Here is a 13,623-nt window from a genome sequence, read left to right as displayed (position 1 = left end):
ATAGGCTGATTGCTCAGTCCTTGCCGCCGAGCAGCTTTTTCAGCATATCCGCCATCGGGCCGGATTTCGGCACGTTGACCGGCTTTGCCTGACGGGCCTGGCGGATGTGGCTTTGACCCTTTGAGGGGACGGGTTTCTGTCCGGCAGGCTTTTTTGCTTCCGCAGAAGCCTTCGGCTTGCGCTGCGCCTTTTCCGGTTCGAGTGCCAGCGTCAGCTTGTTGGCAAACTGGCTGTCCTTGCCTTCGGCCAGCAGATCGGCCTGATCGGCGATCTCGGTCAGGAGCGGCTCTAGCCAGTCACGGTCGGCCTTGGCAAAGTCACCCAGAACATAGTTGGAGACAAGTTTCTTGTCCCCGGGATGGCCGATGCCGAGACGCAGGCGACGGTAGTCCGCGCCGATATGAGCGGTGATGGAGCGAAGGCCGTTGTGCCCGCCATGGCCACCACCCTTCTTCATGCGGAACTTGGCCGGTGGCAGGTCCAACTCGTCGTAGAGGACGACGATGTCCTCCGGTTCCAGCTTGAAAAAGCGCATGGCTTCTCCGACGGCGCGGCCGGATTCGTTCATGTAGGTGTTTGGCTTGAGCAGCAGGACTTTCTCCGAGCCCAGGCGTCCCTCGGAGACCTGGCCCTGGAATCGCGCGCGCCAGGGCTGAAAGCCGGAGTGGCGCCGATGGATCTCGTCGACCGCCATGAAGCCGATATTGTGCCGGTTGCCGGCGTATTTCGCGCCCGGGTTGCCGAGGCCGACAATCAGTTTCATGAGACACCTTTAAAATCAGTCCGGATGCAAAAAAGCAGCCTTGCGGCTGCCTTTCAAGTCCCCTTTTCTAAGGGGGGAGGAGGCGGGGGGCGCCTCCTGCCTTTTGCTCGGGAAGCGGCTTATTCGCCTTCGGCTTCCGTAGCTTCTGCTTCGCCGCCTTCTTCGCCTTCTTCAGCTTCTTGCACGCCGGCCGGCGCAGCAATCGTTGCGATGGTGAAGTCGCGGTCGGTGATGGTCGGCTCACAACCTTCCGGCAGCTTGACTGCGGAAATGTGCAGGCTGTCGCCCGGCTGTGCTTCGGCCAGGTCGATTTCCAGAGCTTCCGGAATGCTGTCGGCCGGAACGGTCATTTCAACCGTGTGGCGGACAATGTTCAGAACGCCGCCCTTCTTGAGGCCCGGGCAGGTTTCTTCGTTCAGGAAGTGAACCGGGATTTCAACGGTCAGCGTTGCGCCCTTGGCAACACGCAGGAAATCGACATGCAGGACGTCGTCGCGTACCGGATGCAGCTGATAGTCCTTGGCGATGACACGGTGCTTCTCGCCATCGATGTTGATCGTGCCGATCTGCGAGGTGAAGCCACCCTTGTGCAGGGTGATCGTGGTTTCCTTCACCGGAATGGTGATCGGCAGGGCAGGTTTCTTGTCGCCGTAGATCACGGCGGGGAGAAGGCCTTCGCGACGCAGTGCCCGAGCGGCCCCCTTGCCCACCCGTTCCCGTGCCGACGCCTTCAGCTCATAGCTGGAAGCCATGGCAAAACTCCTTCGAGTGTATAGGTAACGGACCGGCGAACACCGTGGCTTGACGTCAAGTTGTCCGGGATCGGTCCATGAGCGCCTCCTCCAGGGGTGCAGGCGCGAGCGGGGATATACAGAAAGCCGGGCAAATGTGCAAGCCTGCAGTCACCGATCCGCCAAGAATACCGGGCTTTGCCGCCAAAAAACACCTGTCGGCTGCCGCGTATTTCCATCGACTGGAAAGAAGCTGAACTGATTGGTTGACTGATGGGCCGTTCCGGTCAAGTGTGATCAACGGTCTGGCGCTTGAGGAGATTGCTGACATGGCCATCGATGAAGACCTGAACGACCGGCTGCGCGGGCTTCTCGGAAGCCGGTCCGGACTGGCTGAAAAGAAGATGATGGGAGGCCTCTGTTTTCTCCTGAACGGCCATATGATCGGTGGAGCCGATCGAACGAAAGACGGCGAGCGGCGGTTCATTTTCCGGGTGGGCAAGGACAATCATGACAAGGCCAGCGCGTTGCCGGGCGCCGTGCCCATGGTCCAGGGCGGTCGGACCATGAGCGGGCTGTTTTTTGTCGGTGAGGATGAGGCCCCCGACGACGTTCTTCAAAGCTGGCTGGATCTTGCCGTGGAAAACGCTCTCTCACTACCGCCGAAATAGCGACTAGGCGCCGTTTGGCAGCCGCCTGGAAATGTCTTCCCTGAAATTCGGGTCGACTTTCTTGGCAAAGGACGCCCTCCAGGGTTCGGCAAGCTCTTCAAGTTGCGACAGGGTCGTTGCTGTCTCGGAGTCCAGCCGTGGATTGAAGCGGGCGAGGATGACCTCGCGCAGGTTCCAGTCGGGGCAGGGTCGGTCGATGACCTCGATCGTGTCGCCCGCTTCCAGCGTGCCCTCTTCCAGCACCCGGAAATACCAGCCGGTCCTTGCGGTCTTCTGGAAAGATGCAGCCTGGGCGGGGTTGTCCGTGTGCAGATTGAGCTTCCAGCAGGGCTGGCGGCCTTGCGAGATCTGCAGCCGCGCACTCCCGGCGCTGAATATGTCGCCGATACAGAGATCTGCTTCGGTGAACCCTTGCGTGGAAAGATTCTCGCCAAATCCACCGTTCCGGTAGATCTCGCTTTTCTCCGGAAACACCTCGCGCCAATGGGCATAATGTTCGGACGGGTAAATGTGCAGGGCCTTTTCCGGTCCGCCGTGAACGGCAAGGTCCGCCTGCTGGTCTCCGGCAAGGCCGGTCCGTGTCACCTGAAGAACGCCATCTGCGAGGGTCTTGCGGATGGCGGAGGGGTCCTTGCCGTCCCAGCGCTGTTCCGGTTTGCCGAGGAAAAGACCAAGGATTGTTGCTGTTTCAGTCATCGAGTTCGGTTCCTGTCAGGAGGCGTGTTCATGGCAAAGCTGGCTGGTTTCAGAGGCCGTCAGCGGGACTTGCAACAACCGGCAATACCCCTTCGTGCCGTCCGTCTCGTGATGGCGGCAGGTGTTGCAGATGCCGAAGGACCGGCCACCCCGGTGATGCAGCATTGTCAGCACCAGTGATTTCAGCGAGCCGGCAAGAGAAGCCGCAACCTCTGCCGGTAACCGGGACACCACATCGTCCAGCTCCGACGGTGCTGAAAGCAGCGAGCGACCTTCTGTAGTCACGTCGTATCGAATGCTGCGCTTGTCGGTTTCCGAGCGGGTTTCCTCAATCAGATCCTTGCGTGCCAGCGCCTTCAGGGTCTGTGAGGCCGTGCCGCGGGTCGTCGCCAGAAAATCGGCGACATGGGAAGGCGCGCGCGAGAAACGGTTGGCCCGCGCAAGATAGCTGAGTGCAGCAAATTGCGACGGGTTCAGGGGGCCGTTCCACTCTTCTGCCGCATGCAGGCGCGTCAACCGGTCGACCAGGTCGCGGATCGTCTGGGTGTCGTTTTGCTCGCTCATGCCTCTTTGTATCGAGTCGAAATTAAACTTGCAATAGTTTCGAGTCGCTATTATTAAGGCTGCGTCCTCGAACAGGGAGAACCCAGATGCTGAAATCAATCCTTGGAAGTCTCTTGATAGCCGGTCTTCCGGCCACTGCCCTTGCAGGCGGGTCCCATGCCCTTCACCAGGAAGGGGCGGTCTTGTCGGCCGAAAATCCGAAAATCGATCCGAATTACGACATCCTCGCGGCGCATGTGCATCGCGAGGGGCGCATTGTCACCTTTCACATGACCCTGAAGGGAACAGCCGGTGCGACCACTCCGGAACCGGCAGGCGAATTGGCGGGGGCGCCCGTCGAGGCCTATGTCTGGCCGACGTCCTTGTCGCCCGAAACGGTTGGCTTTGAGGGCGGTGAGGGCATCCTGGCCCTGGTCGCCACCAGCCACCCGGATTTCGACGATACGCCGCTTTTTGACGAAAACGGCGACGGCGATGTCGCCAATGACGGTGCCGACTGGCATTCCCACTGGGTCGTTCTGGCGCCACATGAGGCCTGCGGCCCGGGGGCGCTATCGGTCAAGGACATTCCCGACGGCGCGACGCCGAAAATGCCGGCAACCTGGCCGGGACTGCCGATCTACATTGACAGCCCGGGTTTTTCACCGGTTCTGGAGACTGAAGAGATCACCATCAATGTCTCCTTCGCCGACGACAGCGCGGTCGACGGGTTGAAATACGATGGGGTTACATCGGCGCTGCGCGTGAACCAGAATGTCCATGCGCCGCTGCTCTGCGTTGTCGATGTCTTCGATGTTGCGTCCGGGGATCTCAGCCTGCCGGGTGAAATCAAGCAGCACTGAGGCGCCACAGGGCTGAAGCCCCCCACCGCATTTCGTCATGCCAGGGCTTGCCCATGGCAACCCTGCCGTTCCCTCGCCATTGCTACAGGACCGGCAGGGTCACGGCATGGATTGCCAGGTCAAACCCGGCAATGACGAAGGCGGATGGGAAAAAGCGCCTCACCCCTCGTGCGGCGCATAGGCGGCAGGGTCGACTGTTTCCGGCCGGCCCGGCAGCGAAAGCCGTGTTTCCCGCGGCGGCGTTTCGGCAATCACCTTGCCGCCTTTGACGACCGCAAGGCGCGTTGCCTTCAGCCGGATGGCCTCAATCGGGTTCTCGGCTTGCAGAAGAACAAAATCCGCCTTGCATCCCTTCGCCAGGCCGTAACCCTCAAGCCCCATCGCCTTGGCCGGGTGACTGGTGACGCAGTCGAAGCAATAGCGAATGGCCTCGCGGCTGGTCATCTGGGCCACATGCAGCCCCATGGAGGCCACTTCGAGCATGTCGCCGGAGCCCATGGAATACCAGGGGTCCATCACGCAGTCATGGCCGAAGGCGACATTGACCCCGTAGGAGCGCAGTTCGGGAACGCGGGTCTGGCCGCGCCGTTTCGGGTAAGTGTCGTGGCGGCCCTGCAGGGTGATGTTGATCAAGGGGTTGGCGATGGCGTGAATTTCCGCTTCCGCGATGAGCGGCAGCAGCTTGGATACATAGTAGTTGTCCATGGAATGCATGGAGGTCAGATGCGAACCGGCCACACGGCCCTGCAGGCCAAACCTCTGGGTTTCAAAGGCCAGGCTCTCGATATGACGGGACATCGGATCGTCCGTCTCGTCGCAATGCATGTCGACCATCAGACCGCGTTCAGCCGCAATTTCGCAAAGCCGGGCAACGGACCGGGCGCCGTCCTGCATGGTGCGTTCGAAGTGGGGAATGCCGCCGACAATATCGACGCCCATGTCGAGTGCGGTCAGGAGGTTTTTCTCCGCGTTCGGGGACCTGTAGAGACCGTCCTGCGGGAAGGCGACGAGCTGCAGGTCGATATAGTCCTTCACCTTCTCACGCACTTCCAGGAGGCCTTTGACACCTGTGAGCCGGTCGTCGCAGACATCGACATGGGATCGGATCGCGAGCAGCCCCTGCGAGACCGCGAGGTCGCAGTATTTCAAGGCGCGCTCGACAACCGCCTCAACGGTGAGGATCTCCTTCAGCTCTCCCCAGAGCGCAATGCCTTCCAGAAGGGTGCCGCTGCGGTTCATGCGCGGCAGGCCCAGGGAGAGCGTTGCATCCATGTGGAAGTGGCTGTCGACAAAGGGCGGCGAGACCAGCTTGCCGCCGACGTCGATCACCGTTGCCGCTTCCGCGGCAATGCCGGCTTCCACGGTCGCGATCCGGCCGTCCTTGCACGCGATATCGAGACCGTGACGGCCGTCGGGCAGATTGGCGTTCTTGACGAGAAGGTCGAAGCTCATGTCGGTCCTCTCAACGTTGGCCGCGGAAGTAAGGCACCAGCAGCGCCCTTGGATAGTCGGCCTTGCGGGCGACCACAATCAGCGCGGCAATGGACAGGAGATAGGGCATCATCAGGAACACCTGGCCCGGAATGAAACTGCCGACTTCGGTCTGAAGACGCACCTGGAACGCATCAAAAGCGCCGAAGAGCAACGCGCCGATCAGGGCCTTGCCGGGGCGCCAGGAGGCGAAGACGGTCAGCGCAATGCAGATCCAGCCTCGGCCATTGACCATGCCGAAAAAGAAGGCGTCGAACGCGGACATGGTCAGGAAGGCGCCGCCAAGCGCCATGATCGCCGAACCCGCGACAACGGTGCACATGCGGATGGCATAGACGGAAAGGCCCTGGGATTCGACAGCGGACGGATTGTCGCCGACCGCGCGGATCGCAAGCCCCAGTGGCGTGCGGTAGAGCACATAGGCCGTGACGGCAACCAGAACCAGCGCCAGGAATGTCAGGGAGGTCTGCTGGAAAAGTGCGGGGCCTATAAAGGGCAGGTCGCTGAGGACAGGAATATCCAGCGGCTTGAAGGCCTCGATGCGCGGCGGCGAAGAGACATCGGGCAGGGCGGTTCTGTAGATGAAGTAACTGAGCGAGGTGGCAAACAGCGTCACCCCGATCCCGGAAACATGCTGGGAGAGGCCGAGCGGTACCGTCAGGATGGCATGGATCAGGCCGAAAAAGGCGCCGGCCATGGCGGCAACCAGGACCCCGCCCCACAAGCCAGCCCCCAGCCAGACGGCCATCCAGCCGGCCATGGCGCCTGCGGTGAAGATCCCTTCGATGCCCAGATTGAGCACGCCGGCGCGCTCGCAGATCAGGGCGCCAATGACCCCGAAAATCAGAGGGGTGGCGATCCGGAGCGAGGCGGCCCAGAAATTTGCCGAGAGAAGGATGTCGAGAATCTCGGTCATTCGGCAGCCTCCTTCGCGGCCGGGCCACCGACAAAGCGGATCTTGAACCTCAGGAACAGGCCGGACACCAGAACGCAGAGCAGGGCCATCGCGACGATGAGATCGGCAAGGTAGTTGGAAACGCCTGTGGCGCGCGACATGGAATCGGCGCCGACAAAAATGCTGGCGATGAAAAGCGCTGCCAGCACCACGCCGACCGGCGACAGGCCGGCAAGCATGGCCACCACAATGCCGGAATAGCCGAAGCCCGGGGAAAGGTCCGCCGTGAGATAGCCTTTCAGGCCGGCGACCTCGCCGACACCGGCCAGTCCGGCGAGAGCACCGGACAGAAGACCAACCCGGATGAAGGTGCCCGTGACCGGAATGCCGGCATGGCGCGCAGCGGCGGCGTTTTCGCCCACCGCCCGGATCTCGAAGCCCCAGACCGTCCGCTTGAGGAGGAAATAGACGCCGAGCGCGGCGACGAGAGCCAGGATCAGACCCCAGTGGATGCGCATCCGTGCCATCAGCTTGGGCAAGGCGGCCTCATCAAGGATGGGCTCCGACTGGGGCCAGCCCATGCCCATCGGGTCCTGCATGGGTCCTTCCAGCATCATCTGAACGAACAGCACAATGACGAAATTGAGCAGCAGCGTGGTGACGACTTCGTCGACGCCGAGCCGGGTCTTCAGAAGGGTCGGGCCGAGCATGACGAGCCCGCCCGCCAGCGCACCTGCCAGAACGACCAGCGGGATCAGAATGAAGGAGGGACCCGAAACCAGGCCGGTGCCGACCGCAACGGCGGCGAGCGCGCCTGCATAAAGCTGGCCTTCCGCGCCGATGTTCCAGAGCTTCGCCCGGAAGGCGACCGCCGCGGCCAGACCTGTCAGGATCAGCGGGGTCGCCCGGGTCAGCATCTCGGTAAAGGCAAAGACCGATCCGAAAGCGCCCTTGACCATCAGGCCATAGGCCTCGAAGACGGAGAGGCCGGCGAAGGCCATCGGGATCGCCGCGAGCAGCAGGGCTGCCACCGCGGCGGCCAGCGTGACAGCCAGGACACGGGTAACGGGAACAGGGCCTCTTGGTTCGAACCGGATCATGCTGCCGCCTCGCCGCCATGTCCGGCCATGCGCAGACCAAGCGTTGCGCGATCAAGGGTTTCCGTCGCCTCCGCCCGGGACAGGTGCCCCCGGTGGATCACGGCAATGCGGTCGGAAAGGCGCATGAGTTCGTCCAGGTCCTCGGAAATCAGAATGACGCCGGCGCCGCGTTCGCGGGCGGCCAGCAGGCGTTTGTGCACGTCGGATGTTGCCCCGACATCCAGTCCGCGAGAGGGCTGTGCGGCAAGCACGACCTTCGGTTTGGCTTCCAGCGTTCGGGCCAGGACAATTTTCTGGATGTTGCCGCCGGACAACAGCCGTGCGGGACTGGCATCGCTCTGGCAGCGAATGTCATAGGCGCTGATCAGGGCCTTGGCCCTTTCACGCAGGGCTGCAAAGCGCAACAGACCGAAACGCTGGTTTTCGGGCTTGCGGATACTCTCAATGGCAAGGTTCTCCGCAACGCTCATCGCCCCCACGATACCGTCGTGATGCCGGTCCTCCGGAATGCGTGCGAGACCAAGATCAATCATGTGCCTGGCATCGGCGTGGGTCAGAGGCGCGCCCTCCAGGCTGAGGGTGCCCGCGGTGACGGCTTCCAGTCCCGAGATAACGCGCGCGAGTGTCGTCTGGCCGTTGCCCGATACGCCGGCAATACCCAGAATTTCACCTGATCTCAGGTCGAGATCGGCGTCCAGCAGCGCATCGCGGCCGTGACCGGCAAAGACATTCGCCAGGGAAAACAGCGTTGCGCCCGGCTTTCCCGGGGATCGGACCAGCTCCGTGATCTCGTGACCGACCATGAGTTCGGCAAGTTTGCGCTGGTCGCTTTCGGCCGTCGGCAGGTCGGCCACCTTGCGGCCGCCGCGCAAGACCGCCACCCGGTTCGAGGACGCCACGACTTCAGCGAGTTTGTGCGAGATGAAGATGATGCCGAGCCCGTCTGCAGCCAGCTTCTTCAGGGTGGCGAACAGGGTTTCGGATTCCTGCGGTGTCAGGACGGCGGTCGGCTCGTCGAGCACCAGAACGCGTGCGTCCCGGTAAAGTGCCTTGAGGATCTCAACGCGCTGCTTTTCGCCAACGGACAGGTCGGAAATCCGGGTGTCCAGCGCGACATTCAGGCCGGACCGGTCCATCAGATCTTCCAGCTTCATCCGGGCGGGGGCTCGCGCGGAGGCCAGCGCCGCAAGGCGTTCGGTGCCAAGCAGGATATTGTCGAGCGCGCTGAGGTTTTCCGCGAGCGTGAAATGCTGGTGGACCATGCCGATGCCGGCTTCGAGCGCCGCGTGGGGCGAGCCGGGTTCGAGTTCGACAAGTCTGCTGCCTTCATTGATCAGCACGCGGCCTTCATCAGCCACGTAATGACCGAACAGGATGTTCATAAGTGTTGTCTTGCCGGCGCCGTTTTCGCCCAGCAGGGCAAGGATCTCGCCTCGGCTCAGATCGAGCGAGACATCGCCATTTGCGGTCAGCGCGCCAAAACGCTTGGTGATGCCGTCGAGCCGGAGGACGACGTCAGCCTCTTCAGCGGGTTCCGTCATGCGGAGCTCCGGAAATCGGGTTCTAGGGGGCCGCAGCGGGGGCGCGGCAAGAAAGGCAGTGGCCGGGAGTAGGCCCCGGCCACCGGAAATTTCCATTACATGGTGGATTTCGGTTCGCTGTCGTTGACGTTGACGCGGAACAGACCGTCGAGGATCTCCTGTTCCTTTTCCTTGGCTGCCGCAACCGCGTCGGCCGGTGCCAGGCTTTCGTCGACGATGAAGCTGCCGCCGCCATAGGACATGAAGCTGTAGGGACCGTAGTCGGCAGGTTCGAAGCTGCCCTCAACGACGGCGCCGACAGCCTTGTCGATGGTCGGCTCCATGTGCCACAGCGCGGAGGAGAGGATCGTTCCGGGATAATCGCCGGCCGTGTCGATCACATTGCCGATGGCCAGGATGCCCTTCTCCTTGGCGGCGTCGGAAACGCCGAAACGTTCTGCGTAGAGAATGTCGGCACCCTTGTCGATCATGGCAAATGCGGATTCCTTGGCCTTGGGCGGGTCGTACCAGGAGTTGATGAAGGTCACCAGGAACTTCACGTCCGGGTTGACGGAGGTTGCGCCGTCCATGAAGGCATGCATCAGCCGGTTCACTTCCGGAATGGCGTAACCGCCGACCATGCCGATCACGTTGGACTTGGTGGTGGCGCCGGCAATCATGCCCGAGAGATAGCTCGGTTCATGGATCCAGTTGTCGAAGACGGCGAAGTTCGGCTTGGCCGGTCCGAAGGAAGAGCCCATCAGGAAAGCCGTTTCCGGGTATTCGGCTGCGACTTTGCGCGCAGCGCGTTCCACGGCAAAGGCTTCGCCGACAACAAGATCCATGCCCTGTTCGGCATATTCGCGCATGACGCGCTCATAGTCGGTGTTGGCGACGTTCTCTGAGAAGGTGTAGGTGATCTCGCCGCGTTCCTGGGCGGCCTTGAGGGCCTTGTCGATGCGGCTGACCCATTGCTGCTCGACCGGAACGGTGTAGATCGCAGCGACCTTGATCGGGTCGGCGGCCTGGACAGGCGAATAGGCAAGCCCAGCAGTAACTGTGACGGCCAGCGCAGCCGACAACAAGGCCCGGCGGGCCCTCGAAAACGGTTTTGAATTGATCATCTGGAACCCCTGGAAGTCTTTTTTGACTCCAAAATTTGAACACAGTTTATGCGTGCCCACAAGCTGGGCAGGGGGGCTGAAGCGCTGATTTTTTGAACAAACGGGAAAATTTTTTAGGCGGCCGGGAACGTTGGTGATGTTTGCCTTCCAACGTTGTGTCCTCAAAAGGCGGGGCTCCCTCCGCTGCGCTGCGGCCAGGATGACCAATGTGGGCTTTTCCTCCCCCGCAAACAAAAAAAACGCCGGACAGGCCGGCGCTTTCCGATTTTCAGCCCGTCAGGTTCAGCTGAACAGGCTCGAGACCGATTTTTCCAGGGCCGTGCGGTTGATTGCTTCGCCGATCAACGGGGCGATCGAGATGGCGCGGATGTTGGCGGCGGCGTCGATGGCTGCGGTCGGCTCGATGGAGTTGGTGATCACCAGTTCCTTCAGCTTGGAGGAGGTGACGCGCGCAACGGCACCGCCGGACAGAACACCGTGGGTGATATAGGCCGTGACCGACTTGGCCCCCTTGGCCAGCAGAGCGTCGGCTGCGTTGCACAGCGTGCCGCCGCTGTCGACGATGTCGTCAACCAGAATGCAGTCGAAGCCGTTCACATCGCCGATGATGTTCATAACTTCCGACTCTCCAGGCTTGTCGCGGCGCTTGTCGACGATCGAGAGCGGAGCTTCGATACGCTTGGCCAGCGCACGGGCTCTGACCACACCGCCCACATCCGGAGAGACCACCATGACATTGTCGGTGGCGTAGCGTTCCTTGATGTCGCGGGTCATGACCGGCGCGGCAAAAAGGTTGTCGGTCGGAATGTCGAAGAAACCCTGGATCTGACCGGCATGGAGATCCATGGTCAGGACCCTGTCTGCGCCGGCTTCGGTGATCAGGTTGGAGACCAGCTTGGCCGAAATCGGTGTCCGGCCGGAGGCGCGCCGGTCCTGGCGGGCATAACCGAAATAGGGCAGAACGGCGGTGATCCGGCGGGCGGAGGAACGGCGCAGCGCATCGATGATGATGAGCAGTTCCATCAGGTGGTCATTTGCCGGGTAGCTGGTCGACTGCACGACGAAGACGTCTTCGCCGCGCACGTTTTCTTGGATTTCTACGAAGATTTCCTGGTCGGCAAACCGCCGGACCTGGCATTTGGCAAGAGGAGCGTCCAGATATTTGGAGATTTCCTCAGCCAGGGCTCGGTTGGAATTGCCCGCGACGATCTTCATGAGCCGCAAGTCCTTCTGGTGCGACGGCGGGTCGACGAGGGTCAGGTGGCCCTGTCAACACGCGGAACAGGCTTAGGTCGTAAGTCGAGTGCCGGGTGCCGCGAGTCCCTGACGGAAACCCTCGGCAGGCGGCGGCGTTGTAACAACCAAGCACCGGGACGACAACAGCCGTTCGCGCTGAACTGCCGCTTTTTTTGATTTTTTATGACGCAGCGCGGCAATTACCCGGCAAAGCAATTCATTATCGGTTGAGCCAAGCCTTGATTTCCACCATGGAGCGATTGGCGATGCGTGACAGGGTGCCGGAATTCACCGACTGCCAGGGATCGCCGGAAGCGCCTCCGGTGGCTTCCGTCCCGGAGATTCGCTTCAACCGGCGGCCGCTGCTGTCGACGATGTCAAAAACGTAGAACACGGTGCCGCTCGACGGCTGCCCCGTTGCGGACAGATAGCCGTTGACGCGATAGGTTGCCGCCGCGCCGATACGCCGGACAAGCGTGATGCCCTGCTTGCGGGCTTCCGAGCCGATGAATTCTGAAAGTTCGTCTGCAATGTTGCCAGGCGCACCGGTGAAGGGTTCAAACGCCAGCGTAACGCCTTCTTCCGGATCCACAGGCCCGGACAGGGCCGGAACAGGGGTCGGTGTCGAGACCGGGTTGGGTGGCTGCGGCGTGGCCTGGCAGGCTGCGAGGCCGGCAGCCAGAAGAAAGCCGGCGATCAGGCGCGGATAAAAGAAACGGTTCGAACGGGACGGAGTTTGCATGAAAGGCCTGGCGCTCGCGGTCAGTAACGGTCTGGATGCGGCCCCTGAAACCGACTCAAACAGGCCGGGCCGCAAAAGGTGCACATGGTTTAGCCTGACTTGACCGGCAGGTCGAGAGGCAGCGTGGATAAGCATTCCGGCGCGCCCTCACCGGTCAGATAGGTCTGGCCGAGGGTCATGGCTGTGCCGGTGATGGAATCCATCAGGATCATGTGCATGAAAATGACCATGTTCGGCTTCACTTCGGCCGGGTTCGCCTTGTAGGCCATGGGCATGTCCATCCAGCTCGGCGTGAACCGCGCGCCCAGCGAATAGCCACAGGCGTTCAGCCGGTGAGGCATCATGCCGTGATGATCCATGCGTTCGGCATGGGCGTCGAAGACATCGCCGAAGGTCTTTCCTGGGACCAGCTGGGTTTCGACAGCTGCAAGCGCCTCGCGGGTCGCCAGGTACATTTCCTGGTGCCGGTCGGTGGGAGTGCCGATGACCACGGTGCGCATCAGCGCGGCATGATAGTGCCGGTAGGTTCCCGCCCATTCCAGGGTGATCTGGTCCTGGTCGGAAAGCGTGCGCCGGCCGGCCTTGTAGCGGCACAACAGTGCGTCCCGGCCGGACCCGATGATGAACTCGTTGCCCGGATAATCACCGCCGCCTTCAAAGATCGCGCCCTGCATGGCAGACAGGATGCGGCCCTCGTCGGCTCCCGGACGGATTTCGTCGAGCGCGGCGTGATAGGCCTTGTCGCCAAGTTCGGCCGCCTTGCGGACATAGGCGATCTCTTCCGCACTCTTGACGGCACGAAGCTCCGGAACGAGCGGCGAGGCGTCCCGGATGTCGGCAAAACTCGACAGTTCCTCGTTGATCTGAAGGGCGATCCTGCCGGTCATGCCGTGGGTGTCGTATTCGATGCCCAGCCGGCTGCCGAGCAGGTCCATGTCGAACAGCATTTCCTTCAACTGACCAACCGGACTGGCCGCACCGCGATCAATCCAGATGCGGATGTCCTCGATGTTGGACGTGTGCTTGGCCTGACGCTCGTCGGCGGAGCGGGTCAGCAACACCTTGCGGCCGTCGGCGGTGACCACCAGGCACTGAAAGAAGCAGAAGCCAAACGTGTCGTAGCCGGTCAGCCAGTACATGCTCTCCTGCGCAAACAGCAACATGGCATCGAGTTTTTCCGCTTCCATGACCGCCTTGAGCCGGTCAAAGCGGTTCGCGAATTCGGTTTCGGTAAAATGAAGGGCCATG

Annotated in this window: 14 protein-coding genes; 2 read left to right on the top strand and 12 right to left on the bottom strand. The window is 61.9% G+C overall.

Going from position 1 to position 13,623, the window contains the following annotated elements; translation table 11 throughout:
- Positions 1–13: 13 nt before the first annotated feature.
- Positions 14–763 carry an aminoacyl-tRNA hydrolase gene (gene pth / locus CHH27_RS12830; protein ID WP_094071934.1) on the bottom strand — a complete coding sequence of 250 codons (750 nt, stop codon included), beginning with the start codon at positions 761–763 and terminating at the stop codon, positions 14–16.
- 119 nt (positions 764–882) lie between these two features.
- On the bottom strand, positions 883–1,515 hold the full coding sequence (locus CHH27_RS12825; protein WP_094071933.1) for a 50S ribosomal protein L25/general stress protein Ctc: 633 nt from the start codon (positions 1,513–1,515) through the stop codon (positions 883–885).
- Between the two features lie 308 nt (positions 1,516–1,823).
- Here CHH27_RS12825 and CHH27_RS12820 point away from each other — a divergent pair, with 308 nt between their 5' ends.
- On the top strand, positions 1,824–2,165 hold the full coding sequence (locus tag CHH27_RS12820) for a TfoX/Sxy family protein (protein ID WP_094074719.1): 342 nt from the start codon (positions 1,824–1,826) through the stop codon (positions 2,163–2,165).
- 3 nt (positions 2,166–2,168) lie between these two features.
- On the opposite strand, the gene CHH27_RS12815 is transcribed toward CHH27_RS12820, so the two are convergent.
- Positions 2,169–2,861, bottom strand: a complete 693-nt coding sequence (locus CHH27_RS12815) for an MOSC domain-containing protein (RefSeq protein WP_094071932.1) — start codon at positions 2,859–2,861, stop codon at positions 2,169–2,171.
- A 15-nt stretch (positions 2,862–2,876) separates the two neighbouring features.
- A complete protein-coding gene (locus CHH27_RS12810; protein ID WP_094071931.1) occupies positions 2,877–3,425 on the bottom strand; it encodes a MarR family winged helix-turn-helix transcriptional regulator in 549 nt (182 codons plus the stop codon).
- Positions 3,426–3,511: 86 nt separating this feature from the next.
- Here CHH27_RS12810 and CHH27_RS12805 point away from each other — a divergent pair, with 86 nt between their 5' ends.
- Positions 3,512–4,267, top strand: coding sequence for a hypothetical protein (locus tag CHH27_RS12805; RefSeq protein ID WP_094071930.1), 756 nt, complete (start codon positions 3,512–3,514; stop codon positions 4,265–4,267).
- Between the two features lie 159 nt (positions 4,268–4,426).
- Here CHH27_RS12805 and CHH27_RS12800 read toward each other — a convergent pair whose 3' ends face one another.
- The 8 genes from CHH27_RS12800 to CHH27_RS12765 form a co-directional block, all read right to left on the bottom strand.
- Positions 4,427–5,719, bottom strand: a complete 1,293-nt coding sequence (locus tag CHH27_RS12800; RefSeq protein WP_094071929.1) for an amidohydrolase family protein — start codon at positions 5,717–5,719, stop codon at positions 4,427–4,429.
- A 10-nt stretch (positions 5,720–5,729) separates the two neighbouring features.
- Positions 5,730–6,674, bottom strand: coding sequence for an ABC transporter permease (locus CHH27_RS12795; protein ID WP_094071928.1), 945 nt, complete (start codon positions 6,672–6,674; stop codon positions 5,730–5,732).
- Positions 6,671–7,753 (bottom strand): ABC transporter permease, encoded by a 1,083-nt coding sequence (locus CHH27_RS12790; RefSeq protein ID WP_094071927.1) that lies wholly within the window; start codon positions 7,751–7,753, stop codon positions 6,671–6,673. The genes CHH27_RS12795 and CHH27_RS12790 overlap by 4 nt, the downstream gene beginning before the upstream one ends.
- Positions 7,750–9,294, bottom strand: coding sequence for an ABC transporter ATP-binding protein (locus CHH27_RS12785; protein WP_094071926.1), 1,545 nt, complete (start codon positions 9,292–9,294; stop codon positions 7,750–7,752). The genes CHH27_RS12790 and CHH27_RS12785 overlap by 4 nt, the downstream gene beginning before the upstream one ends.
- A 95-nt stretch (positions 9,295–9,389) precedes the next feature.
- Positions 9,390–10,397 carry a BMP family protein gene (locus tag CHH27_RS12780; RefSeq protein ID WP_094071925.1) on the bottom strand — a complete coding sequence of 336 codons (1,008 nt, stop codon included), beginning with the start codon at positions 10,395–10,397 and terminating at the stop codon, positions 9,390–9,392.
- A 282-nt stretch (positions 10,398–10,679) separates the two neighbouring features.
- Positions 10,680–11,612, bottom strand: a complete 933-nt coding sequence (locus CHH27_RS12775) for a ribose-phosphate pyrophosphokinase (protein WP_094071924.1) — start codon at positions 11,610–11,612, stop codon at positions 10,680–10,682.
- A 241-nt stretch (positions 11,613–11,853) separates the two neighbouring features.
- Positions 11,854–12,375, bottom strand: coding sequence for a hypothetical protein (locus CHH27_RS12770; protein WP_094071923.1), 522 nt, complete (start codon positions 12,373–12,375; stop codon positions 11,854–11,856).
- 89 nt (positions 12,376–12,464) lie between these two features.
- Entirely contained in the window at positions 12,465–13,622 is a 1,158-nt protein-coding gene (locus tag CHH27_RS12765) for a Xaa-Pro peptidase family protein (RefSeq protein ID WP_094071922.1), read from the bottom strand.
- Between the last annotated feature and the right edge of the window lies 1 nt (position 13,623).

This window comes from Labrenzia sp. VG12 (genome assembly GCF_002237595.1).
Classification (GTDB): Bacteria; Pseudomonadota; Alphaproteobacteria; order Rhizobiales; family Stappiaceae; genus Roseibium.
This window is presented reverse-complemented; position numbering and strand designations above follow the sequence as displayed.

Bases quoted from the DNA above. Each gene is read 5' to 3' on its own strand.
- pth (WP_094071934.1), bottom strand. From the start codon at position 763: ATGAAACTGATTGTCGGCCTCGGCAACCCGGGCGCGAAATACGCCGGC.
- CHH27_RS12825 (WP_094071933.1), bottom strand. From the start codon at position 1,515: ATGGCTTCCAGCTATGAGCTGAAGGCGTCGGCACGGGAACGGGTGGGC.
- CHH27_RS12820 (WP_094074719.1), top strand. From the start codon at position 1,824: ATGGCCATCGATGAAGACCTGAACGACCGGCTGCGCGGGCTTCTCGGA.
- CHH27_RS12815 (WP_094071932.1), bottom strand. From the start codon at position 2,861: ATGACTGAAACAGCAACAATCCTTGGTCTTTTCCTCGGCAAACCGGAA.
- CHH27_RS12810 (WP_094071931.1), bottom strand. From the start codon at position 3,425: ATGAGCGAGCAAAACGACACCCAGACGATCCGCGACCTGGTCGACCGG.
- CHH27_RS12805 (WP_094071930.1), top strand. From the start codon at position 3,512: ATGCTGAAATCAATCCTTGGAAGTCTCTTGATAGCCGGTCTTCCGGCC.
- CHH27_RS12800 (WP_094071929.1), bottom strand. From the start codon at position 5,719: ATGAGCTTCGACCTTCTCGTCAAGAACGCCAATCTGCCCGACGGCCGT.
- CHH27_RS12795 (WP_094071928.1), bottom strand. From the start codon at position 6,674: ATGACCGAGATTCTCGACATCCTTCTCTCGGCAAATTTCTGGGCCGCC.
- CHH27_RS12790 (WP_094071927.1), bottom strand. From the start codon at position 7,753: ATGATCCGGTTCGAACCAAGAGGCCCTGTTCCCGTTACCCGTGTCCTG.
- CHH27_RS12785 (WP_094071926.1), bottom strand. From the start codon at position 9,294: ATGACGGAACCCGCTGAAGAGGCTGACGTCGTCCTCCGGCTCGACGGC.
- CHH27_RS12780 (WP_094071925.1), bottom strand. From the start codon at position 10,397: ATGATCAATTCAAAACCGTTTTCGAGGGCCCGCCGGGCCTTGTTGTCG.
- CHH27_RS12775 (WP_094071924.1), bottom strand. From the start codon at position 11,612: ATGAAGATCGTCGCGGGCAATTCCAACCGAGCCCTGGCTGAGGAAATC.
- CHH27_RS12770 (WP_094071923.1), bottom strand. From the start codon at position 12,375: ATGCAAACTCCGTCCCGTTCGAACCGTTTCTTTTATCCGCGCCTGATC.
- CHH27_RS12765 (WP_094071922.1), bottom strand. From the start codon at position 13,622: ATGGCCCTTCATTTTACCGAAACCGAATTCGCGAACCGCTTTGACCGG.